The 21,989-nt window shown below is 55.4% G+C and carries 21 protein-coding genes; 13 read left to right on the forward strand and 8 right to left on the reverse strand.

Annotation, left to right across the window (positions count from 1 at the left end):
- From ACN0RL_RS13310 to ACN0RL_RS13325, 4 genes are all read right to left on the reverse strand, one after another.
- A partial coding sequence (locus tag ACN0RL_RS13310; RefSeq protein ID WP_417517555.1) for a sodium:solute symporter family protein occupies positions 1 to 1,253 on the reverse strand: 1,253 nt, incomplete at its 3' end.
- A 4-nt stretch (positions 1,254 to 1,257) separates the two neighbouring features.
- Entirely contained in the window at positions 1,258 to 1,521 is a 264-nt protein-coding gene (locus ACN0RL_RS13315; RefSeq protein WP_417517557.1) for a DUF4212 domain-containing protein, read from the reverse strand.
- Between the two features lie 211 nt (positions 1,522 to 1,732).
- The gene (locus ACN0RL_RS13320) at positions 1,733 to 2,440 is read right to left on the reverse strand and encodes a PolC-type DNA polymerase III (protein ID WP_417517559.1); all 708 of its coding nucleotides are present in this window, start codon (positions 2,438 to 2,440) and stop codon (positions 1,733 to 1,735) included.
- A 17-nt stretch (positions 2,441 to 2,457) separates the two neighbouring features.
- Positions 2,458 to 4,374 carry a putative nucleotidyltransferase substrate binding domain-containing protein gene (locus ACN0RL_RS13325; protein ID WP_417517561.1) on the reverse strand — a complete coding sequence of 639 codons (1,917 nt, stop codon included), beginning with the start codon at positions 4,372 to 4,374 and terminating at the stop codon, positions 2,458 to 2,460.
- Between the two features lie 183 nt (positions 4,375 to 4,557).
- On the opposite strand from ACN0RL_RS13325, the gene smrA reads away from it, so the two are divergent.
- The 9 genes from smrA to ACN0RL_RS13370 all read left to right on the forward strand — a co-directional run bounded on the left by smrA (position 4,558) and on the right by ACN0RL_RS13370 (position 12,197).
- Complete coding sequence (smrA, locus tag ACN0RL_RS13330) at positions 4,558 to 5,139, forward strand: DNA endonuclease SmrA (protein ID WP_417517563.1); 582 nt, start codon at positions 4,558 to 4,560, stop codon at positions 5,137 to 5,139.
- A 61-nt stretch (positions 5,140 to 5,200) separates the two neighbouring features.
- Complete coding sequence (locus ACN0RL_RS13335) at positions 5,201 to 5,392, forward strand: lipoprotein (protein WP_417517565.1); 192 nt, start codon at positions 5,201 to 5,203, stop codon at positions 5,390 to 5,392.
- Between the two features lie 92 nt (positions 5,393 to 5,484).
- On the forward strand, positions 5,485 to 6,024 hold the full coding sequence (locus ACN0RL_RS13340; protein WP_417517567.1) for a (2Fe-2S)-binding protein: 540 nt from the start codon (positions 5,485 to 5,487) through the stop codon (positions 6,022 to 6,024).
- Between the two features lies 1 nt (position 6,025).
- Positions 6,026 to 8,230 carry a molybdopterin cofactor-binding domain-containing protein gene (locus ACN0RL_RS13345; RefSeq protein ID WP_417517569.1) on the forward strand — a complete coding sequence of 735 codons (2,205 nt, stop codon included), beginning with the start codon at positions 6,026 to 6,028 and terminating at the stop codon, positions 8,228 to 8,230.
- Positions 8,223 to 9,248 carry an XdhC family protein gene (locus tag ACN0RL_RS13350; RefSeq protein ID WP_417517571.1) on the forward strand — a complete coding sequence of 342 codons (1,026 nt, stop codon included), beginning with the start codon at positions 8,223 to 8,225 and terminating at the stop codon, positions 9,246 to 9,248. The genes ACN0RL_RS13345 and ACN0RL_RS13350 overlap by 8 nt, the downstream gene beginning before the upstream one ends.
- Before the next feature lie 45 nt (positions 9,249 to 9,293).
- A complete protein-coding gene (locus ACN0RL_RS13355) occupies positions 9,294 to 9,878 on the forward strand; it encodes a methylthioribulose 1-phosphate dehydratase (protein WP_417517698.1) in 585 nt (194 codons plus the stop codon).
- Complete coding sequence (locus ACN0RL_RS13360; RefSeq protein ID WP_417517573.1) at positions 9,875 to 10,435, forward strand: 1,2-dihydroxy-3-keto-5-methylthiopentene dioxygenase; 561 nt, start codon at positions 9,875 to 9,877, stop codon at positions 10,433 to 10,435. Before ACN0RL_RS13355 ends, ACN0RL_RS13360 begins: the two co-directional genes overlap by 4 nt.
- On the forward strand, positions 10,432 to 11,121 hold the full coding sequence (gene mtnC, locus ACN0RL_RS13365; RefSeq protein ID WP_417517575.1) for an acireductone synthase: 690 nt from the start codon (positions 10,432 to 10,434) through the stop codon (positions 11,119 to 11,121). Before ACN0RL_RS13360 ends, mtnC begins: the two co-directional genes overlap by 4 nt.
- Positions 11,122 to 11,141: 20 nt before the next feature.
- Positions 11,142 to 12,197, forward strand: coding sequence for a DUF3080 domain-containing protein (locus tag ACN0RL_RS13370; protein WP_417517577.1), 1,056 nt, complete (start codon positions 11,142 to 11,144; stop codon positions 12,195 to 12,197).
- A 17-nt stretch (positions 12,198 to 12,214) separates the two neighbouring features.
- On the opposite strand, the gene ACN0RL_RS13375 is transcribed toward ACN0RL_RS13370, so the two are convergent.
- The 4 genes from ACN0RL_RS13375 to arsC are packed head-to-tail and all read right to left on the reverse strand — an operon-like array spanning position 12,215 to position 15,460.
- Complete coding sequence (locus ACN0RL_RS13375; RefSeq protein ID WP_417517579.1) at positions 12,215 to 14,029, reverse strand: GspE/PulE family protein; 1,815 nt, start codon at positions 14,027 to 14,029, stop codon at positions 12,215 to 12,217.
- 29 nt (positions 14,030 to 14,058) lie between these two features.
- Entirely contained in the window at positions 14,059 to 14,418 is a 360-nt protein-coding gene (locus ACN0RL_RS13380) for a DUF2069 domain-containing protein (RefSeq protein WP_417517581.1), read from the reverse strand.
- A gap of 51 nt (positions 14,419 to 14,469) precedes the next feature.
- The gene (wrbA, locus tag ACN0RL_RS13385; protein ID WP_417517583.1) at positions 14,470 to 15,075 is read right to left on the reverse strand and encodes an NAD(P)H:quinone oxidoreductase; all 606 of its coding nucleotides are present in this window, start codon (positions 15,073 to 15,075) and stop codon (positions 14,470 to 14,472) included.
- A gap of 31 nt (positions 15,076 to 15,106) precedes the next feature.
- Positions 15,107 to 15,460 carry an arsenate reductase (glutaredoxin) gene (gene arsC / locus ACN0RL_RS13390; RefSeq protein WP_417517585.1) on the reverse strand — a complete coding sequence of 118 codons (354 nt, stop codon included), beginning with the start codon at positions 15,458 to 15,460 and terminating at the stop codon, positions 15,107 to 15,109.
- Between the two features lie 68 nt (positions 15,461 to 15,528).
- On the opposite strand from arsC, the gene ACN0RL_RS13395 reads away from it, so the two are divergent.
- From ACN0RL_RS13395 to tilS, 4 genes are all read left to right on the forward strand, one after another.
- On the forward strand, positions 15,529 to 15,996 hold the full coding sequence (locus tag ACN0RL_RS13395) for a TlpA family protein disulfide reductase (RefSeq protein ID WP_417517587.1): 468 nt from the start codon (positions 15,529 to 15,531) through the stop codon (positions 15,994 to 15,996).
- A gap of 48 nt (positions 15,997 to 16,044) precedes the next feature.
- Positions 16,045 to 19,527, forward strand: a complete 3,483-nt coding sequence (dnaE, locus tag ACN0RL_RS13400; RefSeq protein WP_417517589.1) for a DNA polymerase III subunit alpha — start codon at positions 16,045 to 16,047, stop codon at positions 19,525 to 19,527.
- Between the two features lie 156 nt (positions 19,528 to 19,683).
- A complete protein-coding gene (gene accA / locus ACN0RL_RS13405) occupies positions 19,684 to 20,637 on the forward strand; it encodes an acetyl-CoA carboxylase carboxyl transferase subunit alpha (RefSeq protein ID WP_144780379.1) in 954 nt (317 codons plus the stop codon).
- The gene (gene tilS / locus ACN0RL_RS13410; RefSeq protein ID WP_417517592.1) at positions 20,621 to 21,961 is read left to right on the forward strand and encodes a tRNA lysidine(34) synthetase TilS; all 1,341 of its coding nucleotides are present in this window, start codon (positions 20,621 to 20,623) and stop codon (positions 21,959 to 21,961) included. The genes accA and tilS overlap by 17 nt, the downstream gene beginning before the upstream one ends.
- The last annotated feature ends 28 nt before the right edge of the window (positions 21,962 to 21,989 follow it).

Genomic DNA, 21,989 nt, shown 5'->3' on the forward strand with positions numbered 1-21,989 from the left:
GAGGATATAGCCAGCAACAGGCCTGCTGCGGTCGATAGTGCAGCCGCCAGACCACCTGCGGCTATCAGCCCGATAACCCAGCCCGGCAGATTGGCAATTTCCGGGTTGGCCAGTACCAGGATGTCACGGTTTACGTCCAGCTCATTGCCTTTCCAGCCGCGAGCATCGGCTTCAGCCTGGAAAGAGGGAACATCGTTGTAAAGCTGGATGCGACCGTCTTCGTTTTTGTCAACGAACTGGATCAGACCCGTAACTTCCCATTCTTTGACCCACTGAGGGCGAGCGTCATATTCAATCGGCTCGGCTGCAGTGCCTTCAGGATAAATAGTTGTCATCAGATTCAGTCGGGCCATGGACGCAACAGCCGGGGCTGTAAGGTACAACAGCGCGATGAACACGAGGGCCCAGCCAGCTGACCAGCGAGCATCAGCAACCTTTGGAACCGTGAAGAAGCGAATGATAACGTGGGGCAAACCAGCGGTACCGATCATAAGCGTCAGAGTGAACAGCATCATGTTCAGCTTGTTATCAATGTCCGCGGTATACTCGTTAAAGCCAACGTCAGTAATTATCTGGTTCAGCTTATCGAGAATCGGCATTCCGGAATCGATATGAGTGGAGAACAAACCCATTGCCGGAATCGGGTTGCCGGTCAGCTGCATTGAGATAAACACAGCGGGAATGGTATAGGCAACGATCAGCACGCAGTACTGGGCAACCTGTGTATAGGTGATGCCTTTCATGCCGCCAAGCACAGAGTAGATGAAGATGACGACAGCGGCGATCATCAGGCCTGTGGTGGAGTCAACTTCCAGGAAGCGGGAGAAAGCTACACCGGCACCAGCCATCTGGCCGATAACGTAAGTCAAAGAGGCAACAATCAGGCAGATAACCGCAACGAGGCGGGCATTCTGGCTGTAGAAACGGTCACCGATAAACTCCGGAACCGTAAACTTGCCGAATTTACGCAGGTAAGGCGCCAGAAGCATGGCCAGCAGAACGTAGCCGCCAGTCCACCCCATGAGGTAAGTTGAGGCCCCATAGCCACTGGCAGCGATAAGGCCTGCCATGGAGATGAACGATGCCGCAGACATCCAGTCGGCACCAATTGCCATGCCGTTGGTGATAGGGTGAACACCGCCGCCGGCGACGTAGAAGTCTTTTGTGCTTCCGGCCTTGGCCCAGACAGCAATCATGATGTAGAGCAGGAATGACCCACCTACAAATAGGATGTTAATTGTAAATTGGCTCATACGCTTACTCCTCGCTCACGCCGAATTGTTCATCGATTTTGTTCATGCGCCACGCGTAGTGGAAAATCAGTCCAATGAACGTGAGGATGGAGCCTTGCTGGGCGAACCAGAAGCCCAGATCTGTGCCGCCGATGGGAATGCCCGAAAGCATAGGGCGCAAAAGGATTGCAAAGCCGTAAGAAACCAGAGCCCAGACAATCAGGCTCCCGAATATAAGGCGAAGATTCGCCTTCCAGTACTTTTCAGCATCGTAGCTATGACCTGACATAGGATTACTCCTGTCTTGTTGTTGTTGATCTATGGTGGTTTTTCGGTGAGCTGAGCGAGCCAGAGAGTTTATTATTCATATTAGTACTTCCCCTACTTGTTCTCCTCTATGACTCTACCTGTCAATCGATATATAGATATTGGCAAAAAGTCTAATTCTGGGAAGTTTGCTGTGACAGGTGTCTGTTTTCAGGTGGTTTCAGGTACTTGGACTACATGCGGTGTATATCTTTCAGGCGACGGTGGTACCGCAGTTTGTCGTGCAGTTCCCTGAGGGTCTTCAGGCCGTTCTTGTGAGCTTTGTTCAGGGCAATGAGGGTCAGTTCGGCGGTAGCAAGCGCGTCCGAAGCTGCGTGGTGTCTTGCGCTGACTTCCAGGCCAAAATGGTCTGCCCAGTTGTCCAGACCTTTGCCATTGGTAAGGGCGTCCGGAAAAAATGCAGGCAGAACGTCTGCTACGTCCATCCAGGTATGGTTCTGGGTATAGCCAAGTTCGGCTTTCAGGGTTTTCTCCAGAAACTTCTGGTCGAATGCCGAGTGATAAGCCAGTACCGGGTCACCATTCATCCATTCCAGGAGAAAAAGCAGCGCATCTTCGGTTTCATGGCCCTGGGTAAGTGCTTCCGGTCCTATACCGTGAATCAGCACAGTTTTGGTGATATCCAGCTCAGGGCGCCGCAGGATCAGATCAAACTGATCGCTCAGGTCAATTGCGCCCCCGTTGATCGCTACTGCACCAACGGCAATGACTTCATCCTTGTTCGGATGCAATCCCGTAGTTTCCAGATCCAGAACAATCAGGCGGCATTCGGAAAGCAGCTGATCGCCCGGGATTTTGGGGTTAGGCGTGTTCTCTGGCGCGGTGTTGCCGGTCCGGCCAGAACGGCGACGTTCAATCCACTGTCTGATCTGTTCCAACATGGGGCGGCAGCCTGGATTCAGAGTTGGTAGGTAACTTCGAGTTTCTGCTGCAGGCGCTGAGCCTGCCGGAAAGACTCCCGGAGAATGCGCCTGTCCAGCTGGTTCAGGTCATCCGGATCTATGTAGTTTGAGAGCTCTTCGCCCCGCTCAAGCATTTCCTGGTGTGACCGCATGCGAATGGCCTGAATCAGACTGTAAGCATCTTTCCAGGCAGAGGCATCCTTTTCGTCGAATACATTTTTTTGAACGAGTTCGTCCATTCTCTCAAGCGTGTTTGCGCTTTTCACGCCGTTGGCCAGCGCGAAGACTCGCACTGCCTCAACGAAAGGTGCCAGACCCTGGCGTTTCAGGTCGAGGCCGTGTTTCTTACCCTCAGACACAAAGCGAAAATTCCGGAACATAGTCAGTGCCGGTTTCCTCTGGAACGCGTTTCCAGCCAGCATCTTCTGAAACAGGGCGTTTTTGCGAACCCTTGTCGACACCTTGTCCAGCAGTTCGTCCAAGTGCTCCTTTGGCCCGAACACCGCGCGCATATCCAGGAAAATTGAGGAGTAGACAAGATTTTGCGGAGTGGATGCGTCGATGAAGCGGATAAACCAGTCATCCCATTCCCGATCACTCAGGCACAGCTTCGGATTGCTGGCCATAATGTTTCCCTTGCAGAGAGTAAAACCGCACTCTGCAAGTTCATCGTTGACGACACGGGCGAACGGTAGCAGTTTTTCCCGAACCTGGTCTTCAGTCATGCCCTCCGGTGTCTGGAAAAGTATGCCGTTGTCCTGGTCCGTCAGAAGTGTTTGTTCCTGTCGCCCCTCACTGCCAAACGTGAGCCAGGTAAAGGGGATTCCCGGATCGTTTTTCTTGATATTCAGCTCAAGTACCCGCCGTACAGTAACGTCATTGAGCGTGGTAATGATTTTTACAACCTGGCCGGAGTCTGCGCCGTGAGCCATCATGGCATCTACCAGCCTGGAGACGTCGGTGCGCAGGCTGACCAGAGTTCGTAAATGCGTGGCGGTACCGATGGTCCGGGCGAGATTAACCAGATCGACTCGCTGCAGAGAGAACAGGTCCCGCTCCGACACCATTCCTATCAGACGGTTGTCCTCATCGACTACGCAAAGGTGCGCGAAGTGATGCTCGGCCATCAGCATGGCTGCATCGAAAGCATCCGCCTGCGCGGTCAGGCAGCAAGGATCTTTCGTCATTATCTGGCGAACCGGTGAGTCGAGGGTACAGGTCTCCTCCGCAATCATGGTACGCAGGTCGCGCAGGGTAAAAATACCTGTTGGGTGCCGGCTGTCATCGGTGATGACAATGCTGCCAACATTATTTTCGTGCATTCGGGCAACGGCCTTACGTATCGGCAAATCCGGAGAGCAGACAATGGGGTTGCGAAGGGCGTAGCGTTCGAGAGGCGTGCTCAGAGAAATACTGGACCCCATGGACGCCATGGCGCCGGTCTGTATGCGCTGGTTAACCTGGTCAAGCAGGCTGCTGACACCGCGCAGGCAAAAATCCCGGAATGACTCGCTTTCGGAGATCAGGGTAACAAAGGTGTTCTGTTCTATGCTCAGGCAGAAGGTGTCTCCGGCGGCACGATGCAGCGTTCGAGTTGGGCGTTCGCCTATGATGGCAGCTAGCGGAAAACACTCTCCCTGGCTGATTTCAAACGTGGTTTCTGTTTTCTCGGCTTTCTCGTTATGCCGTTCGCCACGGATCCGTCCCTGTTTAACAACGTAAAATCTGTGAACGATACCGTCTTCAGCGGAGAGGACTACATCCCCGTCTGCATAGAAGCGTAGAGTGGCATGTTCAGCAAAGTGGGCGAGGTGGTCGTCGTCCATATTGGAGAAGGGCGCGTGCGCCTGCAGGAAGCCCATAATAGAGCGGGTGTTCTGGGGGCGTGTGGTGTCCTGATTTGCTGCTGCCATAGCCGGTTCCGCTTGCTCGTTATTATTGTCAACTAACAGTGTAGTTCACAGGTGAGGGTGTTCACTCTACGATTTTGGTCGCAATGTGGTGATCATAGCACCGCAGGGGCTTCCCGCTTTCTTTATGGGGAAGGCGGCGGGTGGTAAAGTTCTCCTATTCAAAAGGTTATTTAAAGCACGGCCATGACTACCAAAAATGATCGCCTCAGTTTTCTTGAGGAAATGAAGGATGTCCGGCGCATCCGAAAACCTAATCGCGCCGAGATAACCACGCCCCGTGAACTGACGCCCGGCCACCTGGAGCGTCAGCGGGCTGCTGTTGAAAAACCGTTCAGCGACGCCAACCCGCTTACGTCCGACATTGTCGATCCTCTGACAGCGCACGACATATTGTGCTGGCAACGACCCGGTATTCAGCATGGGGTTTTTCGCAAGTTCAGACTGGGACAATACCCCATCGAAGCCAGGCTGGACTTGCACCGGATGACGGTAGAGCAGGCACGGAGGGACGTATTCAGATTTATTGGTGACTGTGTCCGTTATGGCTTGCGGTCAGTCATCATTCTTCACGGAAAGGGCGAGCGCAATCCTGATGGAGTGGCCCAGCTCAAGAGCTACCTCGCGAAATGGCTGCCAGAACTTGCCGATGTGCTGGCGTTTCATTCGGCCCAAAAACACCATGGTGGAACCGGTGCAGTCTATGTCATGGTGCGGAAGAGTGAGCGGGAAAAGCAGCATAACCGCGAGGCCCATGGAACACGCTAGAATGATACGACGCCGGAAATCATAAATAGGTATTTAACTCATTGTTAAACTGGAATTTAATATGAAAAAAACTTTATTGGTAGTGTTTTCTGTTCTGGTTCTGGCCGGCTGTCAGGATCGGGTCATCTGGGATGATAAAGGTAAGGTTGAAAGTGCGACAGAGAATCGGGAGATCTGGGATTCCAAGGGAAAAATGAAAACCGGTGAACGCGAAATCTGGACTAACAAAGACGGCGAAAAAGTTGTTGAGTAAACGTTTGCAGAAAGCCTGACAGAAAGGTTTTGGCATAGATAATACAAAGAGCCCGGCGTACACAGTCGGGACGACAGCGGGAGAGAGTGGGAATGGCGCTGAGCCTTACAGTTAACGGCGAGCAGCGCTCGCTGGATATTGAGGGTGACACCCCTTTGTTATGGGTATTGCGTGACGAACTGGGGCTTAAGGGCACCAAGTTTGGTTGTGGTGCTGGCCTTTGCGGCGCTTGCACGGTGCACCTGAATGGGCAGCCGGTGCGTTCCTGCTCAACATTGGTCGAAGCCGCCGCTGGCGGTGAAGTGACTACCATTGAAGGCCTGGCAGAAGACGGCAAGCTGCACGCCCTGCAAAGAGCGTGGATTGCAGAGGGTGTGCCGCAATGTGGCTACTGCCAGTCTGGCCAGATCATGAGTGCGGCTCACCTCCTGGCAAACAATCCGGCGCCCGCCCGGGACGATATTGTGGCGGCCATGACCGGCAATCTTTGCCGTTGCGGCACCTACTCGCGAATTATTGCCGCGGTTGAATCGGTGGCTGGAAGCTCGTCAGTGGGAAACTCTCCGGTGGATAGCTCTCCGGTAGATAGCTCTCTTGCTTACGATGCGGCAGCGGCCGGCGAGGTAAGCTGATATGACGATGAACCGACGTGACTTTCTAAAGGTAAGTGTTGGAACATCCGGCTCTCTGATGTTGTCTCTCTCGCTCCCTGGCTGCTCCGGTATGCCGACTGGTTACAAACAGGATACCGGTGAGTGGAAGCCGGATGCGTGGCTTGAAATAACGAATAACGACGAGATTCACTTTACGCTGGCCCGGGTCGAGATGGGGCAGGGTACCTATACCGGGCTTACCACGCTGATTGCAGAAGAGCTGGAAGTTGATCCGGAGGCAATCACTCCCAGATTTGCGCCCGTGGCGCCGGAATACCGCAATCCTTTGTACAAATTACAGCTAACCGGCGGCAGTACCAGTATCGCGACGAGCTGGGAGCCGTTGCGCACGGCAGGAGCGTCGGCGCGGCAAATGCTCGTTATGGCAGCAGCGAGAGTATGGCAGGTGGATGCTGCTGAATGTTCTGCGGGCCAGGGCCGGGTGGTTCACCCCAATGGTCTGGATTCGATGCGCTACGGGCAGTTGGTGGAGCTGGCGTCGAAAGAAGTCATCCGCGGTGATATCGCATTGAAACCGGCCAGCGAGTGGAAGTACATCGGCAAGCAGGCGGGTAAGCTTGACGCCCGCGCCAAATCTACTGGCACAGCGGTTTACGGCATAGATGTTGAGCTTCCCGGCATGGTTTACAGCGTGGTAAGCCGCCCACCCCGATACGGTGCCAGAATCAAGGCTTTTAATGAGAACGAACTGCGCGCCATGCCCGGCGTTCTCGATGTGTTCGAAATCGAGCGCGGCGTGGCTATTGTCGCAGACAAGTATTGGCGTGCCAGAAAAGCTCAGGATGCGCTGAAAGCAGAATGGAATAACGCAGATGCGGTGTCGCTTTCAACTGACGAGGTGTTTGTGTCCTACCGAAATGCCGCGGATGAAGATCGCGGTGAGTCTGAGCGAAGCGAAGGCGACTATGAAGCTGCTGTTGGCAAAGCAGGGAAGGTATTCGAGGCAGAATACAGTCAGCCCTACCTGGCTCATTCAACCCTGGAACCCATGAACGCCACGGCGTGGTACCGCGGTGACAGCATCGAGGTCTGGGCTCCGACCCAGGCTCCGGATCTCGGTCGTATTGCTGCTGCCCGGGTAACCGATCTTTTTCCGAGCGATGTCACTATTAACACCACCTTTCTCGGCGGCGGATTTGGCCGTCGCCTTACCCAGGATTACATCGAAGAAGCGGCGGCGGTCGCATACCGGGTCAAGAAGCCGGTGAAGTTGATCTGGTCGCGGGAAGAAGACACGCAGCACGATTTGTATCGCCCGGCCATGCTGCACAGGATGCAGGCCGGCCTTGAGGACAACCAACTGACCGGCTGGCATCACCAGATCGTCGGCCCGCAGCTCCTCGACTGGTACGTGCGCAACGCTGCACCCGCTCAGTACCCATGGGCGCCCAAGTTCATGTACGACACCCTGGGTAAAGTGGGCTTGCTCGCCGAAGGCATAGCTACGCCAAAGGATATGTCGGCTATTGAAGGGGCTATAGAGTATCCCTACAACGTAGCCAATATAGACATCCGCCATACCCATACCGACCCCGGCGTACCCGTGACATTCTGGCGCTCGGTGGGTTACTCGCATAATGGTTTTGCCGTTGAAACCTTTATGGACGAACTGGCTTACGAAACCGGAGAGGACCCCTATCAGTTCCGCCGTAAACTGTTGGCGGGCCAGCCCCGGCACCTGGAAGTGCTCGACAGAGCTGCGCGAATAGCCGGCTGGGATACACCTGTTGCGGAAGCTCGCGGGCGCGGCATAGCGCTCTTCAAGAGCTTTGGAACCTTTGTGGCGCAGGTGGTGGAAGCCGGTGTGGAGAACGGAATCATCAAGGTTTATAAAGTGGTTTGTGCGGTGGATTGCGGCCAGGTCGTCAACCCGCGCATTGTAGAAGATCAGATTGAAGGCGGGATCATCTTTGGTCTGACCGCTGCGCTTTACGGCGAGATAACCCTCGAAGACGGTCAGGTGCAACAAAGCAACTTCCACGATTACCAGCTGATGCGGCAGTATGAGTTGCCCGAAGTGACGGTAGATATTGTACCGAGCAGTGAAGCTCCAACAGGCGTTGGCGAGCCAGGCGTGCCCCCGGTTATACCGGCTCTGGGTAACGCGCTGTTTGCTTTGACCGGCAAACGTCAACGCAGCTTGCCTTTGAAAGCTGATGCCTGACACCTCAGTCGCTCCGATGGCTGGAGGCCATGAGTCAGTAATTAAAGATGTGTTGTTATGGCTTGAGCAGGGTCGGCGGGTATGGTTGTGCACCATTGTAAAAACCTGGGGTTCATCGCCGCGCCCGGCAGGTTCGTGGCTGGCGGTCAGTGACTCGGGTCAATGGAGTGGTTCGGTGTCCGGCGGCTGTCTGGAAGAGGATCTCCTGCGCCGCACCGCCGAGGAGGGCACGGACTACCCGGTTGTCGTCGATTACGGTATCACTGATAACGACCGTGATGATTTCCGTTTGCCGTGCGGGGGCAGCATCCGGTTACTGGTGGAGCCGCTGGGCAATGCATCAGGTACAAACAGCGTAGCAATTGAGCATGTGCGACAGTTGGCGGAGTCTCTGAAAGACAGGGCCTCAGTCGTGCGCCGCGTTAGCCTGCAGGGCGGAATTGCTCTGGAGCTTGCTGCGCCTGGCGCCCGCCCGGGAGTTGTTTTCAATGGGGAGGAACTGCTCCATACGCTGCAGCCAGAGTGCCGGCTGTTGCTGATCGGAGCCGGTGAGGTGGCCCGGTATGTCGCTGAGTTTGCTACCGCTGCCGACTTTGCAGTAACCCTGTGTGAGCCGCGGGAAGCCTTTGCCTCCGGTTGGGGGCACGACCACCTGCCGCTTGATCGGCGCTTGCCGGACGATTTGATAGCAGAGTCTTTTCACGACCCATGTTGCGGCGTGCTTGCATTGGCCCACGATCCGCGAATTGACGACATGGGTTTGCTGGCAGCGCTTCAGTCCAGAGCCTTCTATATCGGTGCAATGGGTTCCGTTCGAACGTCTGAGATGCGCCGAGCGCGCCTGGCGTCGCTCGGCGCTGATGGAAATGCCTTGAGCCGATTACGGGCGCCGATTGGTATTGATATTCCCAGCAAAACCCCTGCAGAAATCGCCGTTTCCGTTGTTGCTGATCTGATCAAGGAGCGGCATCATTTGCGAACAGCTCTCGAACCCTACTCCTCAATGTCGGGAAAATAATCCGTGTTTGATACAAACCGTTTTGCCATCGTTGCCCAGTCCATAATGGATGCCGGTCGCTTCCTGTTCGGGCGGGGCTGGTCTCCGGCTACGAGCAGCAACTATTCTGCCCGCATAGACAACGAACACATTGCCATCACAGTCTCGGGCCGCCACAAAGGAGAATTGGGAGCGGGTGATGTCATGGTAATCGACCTTGAGGGCAGGCCGGTTCAGAGCAGGAGCCGAGCCTCAGCAGAGACCTTGTTGCACACGGCGCTGTATCAGGTTTTTCCGGATGTGGGCGCTGTTCTCCATACACACTCTGTAAACGCAACGGTGTTGAGCCGGCTCGTGCATGCGGGGGAACTTCTTGTGTTTGAAGGCTACGAACTGCAAAAGGCCTTCGACGGGGTGGAGTCCCATGAGTCACCGGTGACCGTTCCGGTTTTCGAGAACACCCAGGACATTGAAGCGCTCGCGAGGGAAACCCGGGAATGGTTTCGGGCAAATCCGGAACAGCCCGGTTATCTGATCCGGGGGCACGGTCTATACACCTGGGGTAAGACCATGGCGGATTGCCTTCGGCACGTGGAAGCCTTTGAATTTCTTTTCGAATGTGAACTTGCGACCATGAGGGTTCGCCCATGACAACTCTGAGTATTTTTGACACACAGAATCCTGACACAGCTGGAACAGTGACCAGTGATGCAGGAGAAATCACTCAACTGCTGAACAATAAAGGTATCCGCTTTGAGCGCTGGCAAACGCAGGATCTTCCGGCAGATGCGCCCCCGGAGCAGATCCTGGAGGCCTACAGCAAGGAGATTACGAAGCTGAAGGCAGAAAGCGGCTTTCAGACTGCCGATGTGGTGAGTCTCAACCCGGATAATCCGCAGAAAGAGGCTTTCCGGCAGAAGTTTCTGGATGAACACACGCACAGTGAAGATGAGGTGCGCTTTTTCGTGCGCGGGCAGGGCATATTCTATTTGCACCTTGGCGACCAGGTGTTTGCTGTTCAGTGCCAGAAAAACGATTTGATCAGCGTACCTGAAGGCACCCGGCACTGGTTTGATATGGGGCCGGAGCCGGAGTTTACCTGCATTCGGCTGTTTACCAATCCCGAAGGCTGGGTTGCAGAGTTTACCGGAGAGGATATCGCCGGGCGCCTGCCGCGTTTTGAAGCGCTGGAGGGCGTAGCCGTATGATACGCGTAATTCTCACAGATATTGAAGGCACCACCAGTTCGATCTCTTTCGTACACGATGTGTTGTTTCCCTTCGCAGCTGAGCACCTGCCGGGGTTTATTCGCGAACAGCAAGATAATTCTGAAGTGTCAGAGCAGCTTGACCTGTTAGCAGAGGCGTCCGGCACGGACCGAGGAGATGTCGGGGCGTTGATAGAGACGCTTCAGGCCTGGATTCGTGAAGACCGGAAGGCGACGCCGCTCAAGGCGCTGCAGGGCATGATCTGGGAGCGGGGTTATCAGCAAGGTGAGCTGAATGGCCATATCTATGACGACGCCGCACAGTATCTGCAGCATTGGCACGATCGTGGCCTTCGTTTGTACGTTTACTCCTCGGGTTCGGTAAAAGCACAGAAACTGATTTTTGGATTCACCACCGCTGGCGATTTCACCCCGTTTTTCTCCGGATATTTCGATACGCGGATCGGCGGCAAAAAAGAACCGGAAGCCTATCGAAATATTCTCAGTGAACTTGGCGTAGAAGCCAGAACCGTCCTGTTCCTGTCGGATGTTGAAGCTGAGCTCGAGGCCGCAGAGGCTGCCGGCATGGAAACGGCCTGGTTGATCCGGGACGGGGAGTTGCCCGAAACAGAGCGATTCGTTGCCCGAAGCTTTTCCGACGTAGACGCCTTGCTGCAAAAGCGATAGTCAATAGCTGTGAGGTAACCATGCCCGGAATCCGATCTGCCAGACTGCTTGTCACCTGCGTGATTATGTTCCTGCTGGCGGGTTGCAACCCCTTTTCAGATGCCCGTCCGATGATGGACGAATACGTGGAGAGGGTTGGGCGTGTGCTGGATACAGAACCTGAGCTTTCCCGGGTTCCTCCTGCCGATCAGATGCCGAGGCGCCGCAATCGTGTGCTGCCTATGCCCGAACTGGAGCTGGGCATGCTGGATTTTCTCTCACTATACGGTTGTGAATTGCAATACGTGGTTGGCGAGAAAAACTCCGTCATGGGCAAGGTAATGCAGCCCCTTAATCGCCTGCGCTATGAGGTGCGCTTTATTCGCACTGCCGGCGAGTGTCTGGAAACGGAAGACAATGAGAAGCTTCAGGATGTATTGCAGGAAGCGATCGCCAGCAAGCGCGAATCCCTTCCAATTGCCATCTGGAACGCTACCTGGGGCGTGGAAGAAGTGGAGGCACTGTTCACGCTCGCCAAGAACGAATACCCGGTGGCGGCTAAAGATCCGCTTTCGGATCTTGCCCGGGACGCCCGTCAATTAAACAGCTCGGTGGCGGCACTTCTTGAGCAGAACCTTGAAGTGGATCTGGGCTTTTGGGGTGAGGTGCATCAGCGCTGGCAGGCAGAATACCGGGCAGGGCAACTGATTAACAGCGCCCGGCTGGTTACGACGCGCCTCGGGGACGCCACACGCCTTATTCGCCAGAGGCTAGATAGCCGCCCGTTATGCTTCAACGGCAAACCTAATAATCAGTCTGACATCGTCCAGAGTATGTTTTTCAGCATCTACATTGAAAAAATCCAGCCCTATCTGGCGGATGTGCGGCGTGCCCGCACAGATCTGATCGAGCCTTTATCCGGGTTGGCGGCCATGCAGACCGATGTAATGCCCGAGCACTTCCAGGAGTGGTATCAGTCGGCGCTGACCCTGGAAGGAGACAAAAGCGTGTGGGCGGCACTGGATCGGGCCGTGGAGAGTCATACCAAAGGCTGGCAGGCGTTACTGGAACAGTGTGGGCTAAGGCCTGGCGCATAGGCCTCAACCTGCAGGTGTCAGCGCTGGCTTTCCGGCGTAACCCTGAGAATCTCTTCGACTGTGGTCAGTCCGCTGGCTACTTTCTGTGCGCCGCTCAATCGCAGTGATTTCATTCCCTCCCGGTACGCATCCAGCCGCAGCTGTTCCAGTTCGCACTGGTCGGTGATTTGACTCGTTAGCGCGCCTGAAAGGGTCATGATTTCATACACTCCTGCTCGGCCCATGTAGCCAGTATTGCGGCACTCCAGGCAGCCCACCGGTTGGTGAAACTGTTTTGGCGGCGTGGCTTTCCAGGGCTTGGTCAAGATCTGCCAGGCCTGGATATCGACAGGAGCTGGTATCTTACAGTGTGGGCAAAGTGTACGAACGAGGCGTTGAGCCATCACCGCCAGCACAGTTGCGCGAATCAGATAGGGTGGGATGCCCAGTTCCATCATTCGGGTCAGAGCACTGGGCGCATCGTTGGTGTGCAGTGTCGAGAGCACAAGGTGCCCGGTCAGTGCAGCCTGCACAGCCATTTCGGCGGTTTCCCTGTCGCGGATTTCGCCAATCATGATGATATCCGGATCCTGCCTCAGCAGGGCCCGGACACCGGCTGCAAAAGTCAGCTCAATGTTTGTCTGAACCTGCATCTGGTTGAACGCGGGCTCAACCATCTCGATAGGGTCTTCGATGGTGCAAACGTTCACCTCGGCTGAAGCGATTTGTTTCAGCGTGGAATAGAGGGTTGTGGTTTTACCTGAGCCCGTGGGACCGGTTACCAGGACAATTCCATGGGGCTTTGAGGTTGCCTCCTGCCAGCGCTCGCGGTCTTCGCGGCTGAACCCCAGTTGTTCATAGGATTTCAGCAAGACGTCCGGGTCGAATATCCGCATCACCATTTTTTCCCCGAACGCGGTCGGCATGGTTGCGAGGCGCAACTCTACTTCGCTGTTGTCGGGTTTGCGGGTTTTCAGTCGGCCATCTTGTGGCCGGCGCTTTTCAGCGACATTCAATCGCCCCAGAATCTTGAGCCGGCTGGTGATGGCCATGCCAACATGCTCGGGAAATTCATAAACACTGTGCAACACGCCGTCAATCCGGAAGCGGATGAGGGTCAGGGTGCGGCGTGGTTCAATGTGAATATCAGATGCGCGCTGGTCAAACGCGTACTGTAAAAGCCAGTCAACAATACGAACAACATGCTGGTCGTTGGCATCCGGGCTGTCGCTGGCGCCCAGATCCAGAAGTTGCTCCAGATTCTGGTGGCCGGTGCTATTACCCGGCGCCTGGCCGCCACTTGCCTTATTGACGGAGTTTGCAAGCTGGTAAAACTCCACGGAATAACGCCGGATATCTTCAGGGTTCGCTACCACACGGCGGATGTCTTTGCGCACGGCCTGGCGAAGGTTACCCTCCCAGTCGATCTTGAAGGGCTCTGCGCTGGCTACCAGGATTTCGTCCTGCCCGATCTCTACAGCCAGAATGCCGTGGCGTTGGGCAAACGCATAAGACATGACCCGGGCAATTGCCGGGGTGTCTATTTTCAAAGGGTCAATGTGGTAGTGGGGCTGGCCGGCCCATTCTGCCAGCCACTTTGTCAGCCGGTCGAGGTCCAGAGTCTTGCCGCTTTTCTCGCTGGTCAGTGCCGCGATTGCGACAAGTTCCAGTGGGTGTCGTTTTGCAGCAAGACTGCTGGCGGCTCCGAGATTGGCAGAGAGCACCCGCTCGGCATTTTCCTGACTGATCTCGCCGTCGCTGACCAATGCTGTGCAGATATCCCGCAGTTCCAGTGTGCTTCGGAGCGGCGCAGGTGGTCGCGAAGGGTGCGTTGTTTTGTTGAGCTCGGCCATAGTGTATCGCTTTCCGGTGCCGGAGTATTTCAGCCTGCCACTGGCCGATTCACTTTAAGATGAACCATGGCCACGATAAACAACAGCATGGTAAGAAGCATCAGAGTAACCGGTCCTGGAGCACCCTGGCTGAGCCAGGATGAAACCACGGCCTGCGTGAAATAAAAGATCACCACGAAGGCCAGCCAGATATAACCGCGATTGTTGCCTCTGAAAACCGGTATTGCCAGTGCGAGCATGGGAACCAGTTTGACTGACAGTATCAGAGCGATAGAAACGCCTTCGATCGGTGCCGGGTAAAAGGTTGTAATTACCAGGGCGGCGAGAACAGCCAGATAAAGAAACTGGGTTGCTCGAGCGGTGTGCCGGGCTTTGGGATTATGCAGCATTTGAGATTCCAAAAGGTATAGAGAGATTTACGTGGCGCCGCTGTATTTGTGTCAATCTGCCAGTTTGAGCGCCAGATTCGCCAGGCGTTCGCCAAAGAGCTGGCAGAGCGCTTTTTCATGTTTGCTCAGGGGTTGCTGCTCGGCAGTTCCGGCCCAGTGCGAAGGGCCGTAGGGCGTGCCTCCGGTTGTCGTTTCGCTCAGATTTTTATCTGTGTAAGGCAGGCCGCATAACAGCATGCCATGGTGAAGCAACGGCATCATCATGGTCAGTAGTGTGGTTTCCTGGCCTCCGTGCAGGCTTCCGGTTGAGGTAAATGCACCTGCCGGTTTGCCGACCAATGCTCCGCCAAGCCAAAGATCACCGGTGCTGTCCAGAAAGTGCTTCAGAGGCGCTGCCATATTGCCAAATCTTGTAGGGCTACCGATAGCCAGGCCGGCGCAATTGGCCAGGTCTGACTTGCTGGCGTAGGGTGCGCCCGCATCGGGAACCGAAGGCAGCGAGGCTTCTGTATCTGGCGAAACCATTGGAACGGAACGCAACCTGGCTTCGATTCCATTCACTCTTGCGACCCCCCGGCCTATCTGGCTGGCCAGTTCTGCGGTCTGCCCATTGCGGCTGTAATAGAGAATCAGAACATAGGGCAGTGACTCGGGCATTTTAGCGTCCTCCAGGTCGACAGTCGTAAAATCAAATAATCGTTAGAATATTTTCCGGTGGCCGGCCCACGGCGGCTTTGCCGTTAGCGAGAACAATTGGCCGCTCAATCAGTTTAGGGGTTGTTACCATAGCAGCAATGAGCTGGTCGCGGCTTAGATCCGGGTTGTTCAGACCAAGTTCCTTGTACTCGCTTTCGCCGGTGCGCATCAGTTCGCGGGGCTGGCAGCCAAGTGCCTCAAGAATATCAGAGAGCTCCTGCACTGTTGGCGGCGTTTCCAGGTAGCGTATAATCTCTGGCTCGATGCCTCGCTCTGTAAGCAGCTCCAGAGCCTCGCGAGATTTTGAACAGCGTGGGTTGTGGAAAATCCGGGTGGGTTCTGTCATGTTCGTGCCTGTTTGTTGAAACGGTGCCGCAGTTATGTGTGGCGAGCAGTCTAACAGGAGGTATTCCCTTGCAGAACCCTGTCATCCACCGCTTATCACGGCGAGCAGCCTTTGCAGGCGCGCTGATTCTTTCGGCTTTGCTGGTGGGTTGCCAAAAGGTTGACCTGGAGCGTGCTGAGGGCTCGAAATTTGCGTGGGACGACCTCCGCGGCCAATGGGTGTTGGTTAACTATTGGGCAGAATGGTGCAAACCCTGTCTTGAGGAAATCCCGGAGCTGAACGAGCTCGACAAAGCACCGGATATTACCGTGCTCGGGGTCAATTTTGATGGTGTAAAGGACGAAGCTCTGGTGGATCTCGGTAAGCGCATGGGTATTGAGTTCACCATGCTGGCACAGGATCCGGGGCCGGAATTTGACTGGAAACTTCCGGTTGCTTTGCCGGCTACCTTTATTGTGAATCCTGACGGAAATCTTCTGGAAGCCCGTTTTGGACCGCAGACGGAAAAAGATATCCGGGCATTGATCGGCGGCTGAATACCGCAGGTTTTTTAACGAATTTACATGCAGGAACTACCTGACGTTATGTCGCAGACATTTGTACATCTTCGCGTGCACTCCGAACACTCCATGGTGGACGGCCTTGTTCGCGTTAAACCGCTGGTCAAGCGCGTTGTGGAACTGGGTATGCCGGCCGTGGGCCTTACAGAACAGTCCAACATGTGCTCGCTGGTCCGGTTTTACAAGGCGACAACCGGGGCTGGTGTGAAGCCCGTTATTGGCGCGGATTTGTGGCTGGAGAACCCGGATGAGCCGGAAACTCCGTTCCGCCTGACGCTGCTGGCCCGGGATAATAAGGGCTATCTCAACCTTACAGAAATCATTTCCCTTGGGTATACCGAAGGGCAGCGTTATGGCAAGCCAATCATTCAGCGCAAATGGCTGGAGAGCAGAGCCGAAGGCCTGATTGCTATGTCTGGCGCAAAAATGGGCGATGTGTGCAAGGCTTTGCTGTCTGACAAGCCCGAACTGGCAAAAGCCCGGGCTGAGTACTGGATGAACCTGTATCCGGGCTCTTATTACCTGGAACTGCAGCGAACTGGCCGGCCCGGTGATGAAGACTGCCTGCACATGAGCGTTGAGCTGGCCGAAAAACTCGGGCTTCCTGTCGTTGCAACGAACGACGTGCACTTTTTGGAGGCCGACGATTTTGAGGCCCATGAAGCCCGGGTCTGCATTGGTGAAAGCCGGGCTCTGGATGACCCGCGCCGTGATCGCCGCTTCAGCGATCAGCAATACCTCCGCAGCTCGGAAGAAATGATTGAGCTGTTCAGTGATATTCCTGAAGCCGTAGAGAACACTTTGGAGATAGCGCGCCGATGCTCGGTGACCGTGCGAATGGGCGAGTACTTCCTGCCCAACTATCCTGTGCCGGAAGGCATGACCATGGACGACTACTTTCGTCAGGTATCGGAGGAAGGGTTGGAAGATCGCCTGGCCAAAACCCTTCCCAAGGACGATCCCGATTACGACAGCAAGCGCGAAGCTTATTACAAACGGCTGAATTTCGAGCTGGATATCATTATCCAGATGGGGTTCCCCGGCTACTTCCTGATCGTAATGGACTTCATCAAGTGGGCCAAGAATAATGGCGTGCCGGTGGGGCCGGGCCGTGGTTCAGGTGCCGGCTCGCTGGTGGCTTATGCCCAGCTGATTACCGATCTGGATCCGCTGGAATACGATTTGCTGTTCGAGCGCTTTCTTAACCCTGAACGGGTATCCATGCCCGACTTCGACGTTGACTTCTGCATGGAAGGGCGGGATCGCGTCATTGCCTACGTTGCTGAGAAGTACGGCAGGGAAGCGGTTTCCCAGATCATCACCTTCGGAACCATGGCCGCCAAGGCGGTGGTTCGTGATGTTGCCCGGGTACAGGGCAAGTCCTACGGTCTGGCAGATAAACTGTCCAAAATGATTCCCTTTGAAGTCGGGATGACTTTGGAAAAGGCCATAGAGCAAGAGCCATCGCTGAAAGAGTTCCTTGAGCAGGATGAAGAAGCTCAGGAAATCTGGGAAATGGCCCTCAAGCTTGAAGGCGTCTGCCGAAATGCTGGTAAGCACGCCGGCGGCGTTGTTATTGCACCCACCAAGATTACCGACTTCTCGCCTCTGTATTGTGATGATGAAGGCGGTAGTCTGGTTACCCAGTTTGACAAAAATGACGTGGAAGAAGCCGGGCTGGTGAAGTTCGACTTTCTTGGCCTTCGAACGCTGACGATCATCGACTGGGCGCTCAAGATGATTAACCCACGGCGAGCGGGTCGTGGGCTGGCACCGCTGGATATCAACGAGATTCCGCTGGATGATCCGGCGTCGTTCGTGATGCTGAAAAAGGCCGAGACGACCGCCGTGTTCCAGCTGGAATCCCGCGGCATGAAGGATCTTATCCGCCGCCTGCAGCCGGATTCGCTGGAAGACATGATTGCCCTGGTGGCCTTGTTCCGCCCCGGCCCACTGCAGTCGGGCATGGTTGATGACTTTATCGACCGGAAGCACGGCAAGCAGCCGATGTCGTTCCCGCATCCGGATTATCAGTACGAAGGTTTGAAGCCGGTTCTGGAGCCCACCTACGGAGTCATCCTGTACCAGGAGCAGGTAATGCAGATTGCTCAGGTGATGGGCGGCTACTCCCTGGGTAATGCGGACATGCTCCGGCGGGCAATGGGTAAGAAAAAACCCGAGGAGATGGCCAAGCAAAAGCAGTTCTTCCTGGATGGCTGCGAAAATAATGGCATCAACAAAACCCTTGCGGAAAATATTTTCGATCTGGTGGAGAAGTTCGCCGGCTACGGCTTCAACAAATCCCACTCTGCGGCTTATGCATTGGTGTCCTATCAGACATTGTGGCTGAAGGCCCACTACACCGCCGAATTCATGGCTGCGGTATTGACCGCAGATATGCAGAACACGGACAAAGTGGTCACGCTGGTGGAGGAATGCCGTAACCTCAAACTGGACCTGGTGCTGCCGGATGTGAGCCGCTCGGAATACACCTTTACTGTGAATGATGACGGCCAGGTCGTATATGGGCTTGGTGCTATCAAGGGCTTGGGCGAAGGCCCGATTCAGGCCATTGTGGAAGGCCGTGCCGGCGGTGAGCCCTATCAGGACCTGTTCGACTTCTGCCGCAAGGTTGATCTCAAAAAAATCAATAAACGGGCCATGGAAGCCCTGATCCGGTCCGGCGCCATGGATAAACTTGGCGCCAGCCGGGCTCAGCTGATGGCCAGTATTCCGAAGGCGGTGCAGCAGGCAGACCAGCAGTCGCGCAATGAATCCGTGGGCATGATGGACATGTTCGGTGAAATGCTGGAAGCCTCTGACGGCGGTGACCCATACGCAGACGTCGCCGGCTTGCGGGAATGGCCGCAAAAGCAACGCCTGAAAGGTGAAAAAGATACGCTAGGCCTGTATCTGACCGGACATCCCTTTGATGAATACGAACAGGAAGTCCGGCGTTTTGTGCGCTCATCCATTTCTGATCTCAAGCCGAACAAATCACCGCAACGAGTTGCAGGGCTTGTGGTTGCGCAGCGAACCATGAAAACCCGCACGGGTTCTACCATGTGCTTTATCACGCTGGATGATCGGAGCGCCCGGATTGAAGCCACGCTGTTTTCTGAAGCATTCTTCGAAAACAGGGAGCTGCTGCAATCGGATCAGGTGATTGTGGTTGAGGGGCAGGTGAGCCACGATGATTATTCCGGCCAGATGAAAATGCGCGTCAGTTCGGTCATGGACGTGCCCAGTGCCCGGAAGCAGTTCAGTAAGGGGCTGAAGCTGAACCTGCATGCGGACCAGCTCCAGAATGGCCTGCTTGATAAAATCGACACGGCGCTCAGACCCTTTCGCTGTGATGGGAGCCCGGTCTGGATTGAATACAGCAGCCCGGACGCCAGTACCCGGATTGAACTGGGGGAAGCCTGGCGGGTGCAGCCGGACGACAACCTGCTGCTGGAGCTGAAATACCTGATGGGCGACCAGTGCGTAGAACTGGTCTATGATTGAGTGAACAAAGAGGAATGCTGTCCGAAGATTAAACATTTGTCAGATTGCGGACTCATACCAATGTCCGCTTTAGACGTGAACCGGGCGCTGCTATCTTTGTAACAAATTCTGTGTTGGCGGAGCTTTGCCCCGCCTGGCAAAAAATGATGGAACATCATGAACCCTAATTATCTCGATTTCGAACAGCCGATTGCCGACCTTGAAGCCAAGATTGAAGAGCTTCGCATGGTGGGCAACGACACCGACATCAACATTTCTGATGAAATTACGCGCCTGAAGAAAAAAAGTGTCAGCCTTACCGAGAACATATTCTCGGACCTGCACCCGTGGGATGTTGCCCGTCTTGCGCGGCATCCGCGTCGACCCTATACCCTGGATTATGTCGAAATGATCTTTGATGATTTCGATGAGCTGCACGGCGACAGGCGTTATGCGGATGACCAGGCCATTGTGGGCGGCACTGCGCGGCTGAACGATAAGCCTGTGATGGTGATCGGCCATCAGAAGGGCCGGGAAGTGCGGGACAAGGTCAAGCGTAATTTTGGCATGCCGCGCCCCGAGGGCTATCGCAAGGCTTTGCGCCTGATGGAAATGGCCGAGCGCTTCAGAATGCCCATTCTCACGTTTATTGACACTCCGGGCGCTTACCCTGGCATCGGTGCTGAGGAACGCGGCCAGAGTGAAGCCATCGCCTTCAATCTTGCAGTCATGTCGCGGCTGAAAACGCCGATCATTTCTACGGTGATCGGTGAGGGTGGCTCTGGCGGTGCCCTGGCTATCGGCGTATGCGACCAGCTGAATATGCTGCAGTATTCGACTTATGCCGTTATATCACCTGAAGGCTGCGCTTCCATTCTCTGGAAAAGTGCCGAGTATGCCTCCCTGGCGGCTGAGGCCATGGGCGTGACCGCGGATCGTTTGAAAGATCTTGGTCTGGCAGACAATGTCATCACGGAGCCCTTAGGGGGCGCGCATCGCAATCCTGAAAAAATGGCTGAAGCCCTGCGGGAAACGCTTGCCAAGGGTATGGCTGAGCTCAGCCGTTTGCCTCTTGATGAGTTGGTATCCCGGCGGTATGAGCGGTTGACCCGCTATGACACCGGGCGCTAAGCCCGAGCCAGGGTTTGCCTTTTCTGAAACTTTGAGTGCGCCGGTAAAGGCCGTCTCTGGCTACCGGCGACTTTGGGTTGCCCTGAGCGGTGGCCTGGATTCTACCCTCCTTCTGCATCTCGCCTCGCTCTGCCATCCTGGAGTGAGGGCGGTGCACATCAACCATCAGCTTCAGGTCAATGCCGGCGAAACTGAAGACTTTTGTCGCGATCTGTGTGCCGGGCTGGCGGTGCCTCTGACGGTTATACCGGTGACAGTCAATCCCGGTAGCGGCCCTGGCGAGGGCCTTGAAGAAGCTGCCCGCAAGGCTCGTTATGAGGCCTTCGAAGCGCTCCTTGAGTCTGGCGATATTCTGTTGATGGCCCATCACGGTGATGATCAGGCCGAAACCATTCTTTTTCGCATGTTTCGTGGCAGCGGTGTGACTGGACTTGCCGGTATGCCCGGCAGTCGCCCGTTGGGAGCCGGGCAGCTCGTCCGGCCGCTTCTGGGCTTCGAGCGATCGGAACTTGAGGATCATGCGCGTCGGGCCGGCATTTTGTGGGTAGATGATCCCAGCAACACAGACCAGAAGTTCGATCGCAACTTCTTGCGCCTCAGCATTCTCCCTTTACTCAAAAGACGCTGGCAGGGCTTTAATCAGCGTCTTCGCCATACTGCTGCTGCTTGTTCGGAAAGTGACTTCCTGAATCAACGCCTGGCGGAATTGCATTGGCAAATGCTGGGAGGGCGTCGAGACCGTCTGCCGGTTCCGGCGCTCAGCAAACTTGCTCTCGCAGAACAGAAAAATCTCCTGCGCTGGTGGGTCCGACGAGCCGGGTATCAGCCTCCGTCAATAAGCGACTGGTCTCAGGTGCTGCATGATCTGTTGCAGGCGGCGGAAGACAGGGCGCCGGAGTTGCGGGCAGATGGTTATAGCCTGCGGCGTTTTCAGAGTGAGCTCTATCTGGTTTCTGAAGCGCCTGCGGTGCCGGTACAGGCTGTGCCGGTCGAGCCGGGTCATCCGGTAGTTTGGGGTGATTGGAGGGTTTGCCTGGAGCCTGTGGCTACTGCGAAAACCGATGTGCCGCCAATACGAATATGTACGAGGCAGGGCGGGGAGCGCATCCGTTTTCACCCGAAGGGCCCGTCAAAATCCCTGAAGAAATGGCTTCAGGAGAAGGCCGTTCCACCCTGGCAAAGAGGCCGTCTGCCGCTGATTTTCGTGGGTATGGGAGACGATAATGAGCTTGTTGCTATTGGCGATTTATGGTGTTCTGAACAATACTGCGGAAACGCCCCTGCGGCAGGCTGGCGGCTGATTGTGGAACGGGATTGTGATTGAGTCGTTTAGGGCTTTCTGGTAGTCTGGC

It is taken from the genome of Marinobacter sp., assembly GCF_048259445.1.
Taxonomy (GTDB): Bacteria; Pseudomonadota; Gammaproteobacteria; order Pseudomonadales; family Oleiphilaceae; genus Marinobacter.

What these genes read in the sequence shown, in the direction of transcription:
- ACN0RL_RS13315 (WP_417517557.1), bottom strand. Translation starts at nt 1,521, where the DNA reads ATGTCAGGTCATAGCTACGATGCTGAAAAGTACTGGAAGGCGAATCTT.
- ACN0RL_RS13320 (WP_417517559.1), bottom strand. Translation starts at nt 2,440, where the DNA reads ATGTTGGAACAGATCAGACAGTGGATTGAACGTCGCCGTTCTGGCCGG.
- ACN0RL_RS13325 (WP_417517561.1), bottom strand. Translation starts at nt 4,374, where the DNA reads ATGGCAGCAGCAAATCAGGACACCACACGCCCCCAGAACACCCGCTCT.
- smrA (WP_417517563.1), top strand. Translation starts at nt 4,558, where the DNA reads ATGACTACCAAAAATGATCGCCTCAGTTTTCTTGAGGAAATGAAGGAT.
- ACN0RL_RS13335 (WP_417517565.1), top strand. Translation starts at nt 5,201, where the DNA reads ATGAAAAAAACTTTATTGGTAGTGTTTTCTGTTCTGGTTCTGGCCGGC.
- ACN0RL_RS13340 (WP_417517567.1), top strand. Translation starts at nt 5,485, where the DNA reads ATGGCGCTGAGCCTTACAGTTAACGGCGAGCAGCGCTCGCTGGATATT.
- ACN0RL_RS13345 (WP_417517569.1), top strand. Translation starts at nt 6,026, where the DNA reads ATGACGATGAACCGACGTGACTTTCTAAAGGTAAGTGTTGGAACATCC.
- ACN0RL_RS13350 (WP_417517571.1), top strand. Translation starts at nt 8,223, where the DNA reads ATGCCTGACACCTCAGTCGCTCCGATGGCTGGAGGCCATGAGTCAGTA.
- ACN0RL_RS13355 (WP_417517698.1), top strand. Translation starts at nt 9,294, where the DNA reads ATGGATGCCGGTCGCTTCCTGTTCGGGCGGGGCTGGTCTCCGGCTACG.
- ACN0RL_RS13360 (WP_417517573.1), top strand. Translation starts at nt 9,875, where the DNA reads ATGACAACTCTGAGTATTTTTGACACACAGAATCCTGACACAGCTGGA.
- mtnC (WP_417517575.1), top strand. Translation starts at nt 10,432, where the DNA reads ATGATACGCGTAATTCTCACAGATATTGAAGGCACCACCAGTTCGATC.
- ACN0RL_RS13370 (WP_417517577.1), top strand. Translation starts at nt 11,142, where the DNA reads ATGCCCGGAATCCGATCTGCCAGACTGCTTGTCACCTGCGTGATTATG.
- ACN0RL_RS13375 (WP_417517579.1), bottom strand. Translation starts at nt 14,029, where the DNA reads ATGGCCGAGCTCAACAAAACAACGCACCCTTCGCGACCACCTGCGCCG.
- ACN0RL_RS13380 (WP_417517581.1), bottom strand. Translation starts at nt 14,418, where the DNA reads ATGCTGCATAATCCCAAAGCCCGGCACACCGCTCGAGCAACCCAGTTT.
- wrbA (WP_417517583.1), bottom strand. Translation starts at nt 15,075, where the DNA reads ATGCCCGAGTCACTGCCCTATGTTCTGATTCTCTATTACAGCCGCAAT.
- arsC (WP_417517585.1), bottom strand. Translation starts at nt 15,460, where the DNA reads ATGACAGAACCCACCCGGATTTTCCACAACCCACGCTGTTCAAAATCT.
- dnaE (WP_417517589.1), top strand. Translation starts at nt 16,045, where the DNA reads ATGTCGCAGACATTTGTACATCTTCGCGTGCACTCCGAACACTCCATG.
- accA (WP_144780379.1), top strand. Translation starts at nt 19,684, where the DNA reads ATGAACCCTAATTATCTCGATTTCGAACAGCCGATTGCCGACCTTGAA.
- tilS (WP_417517592.1), top strand. Translation starts at nt 20,621, where the DNA reads ATGACACCGGGCGCTAAGCCCGAGCCAGGGTTTGCCTTTTCTGAAACT.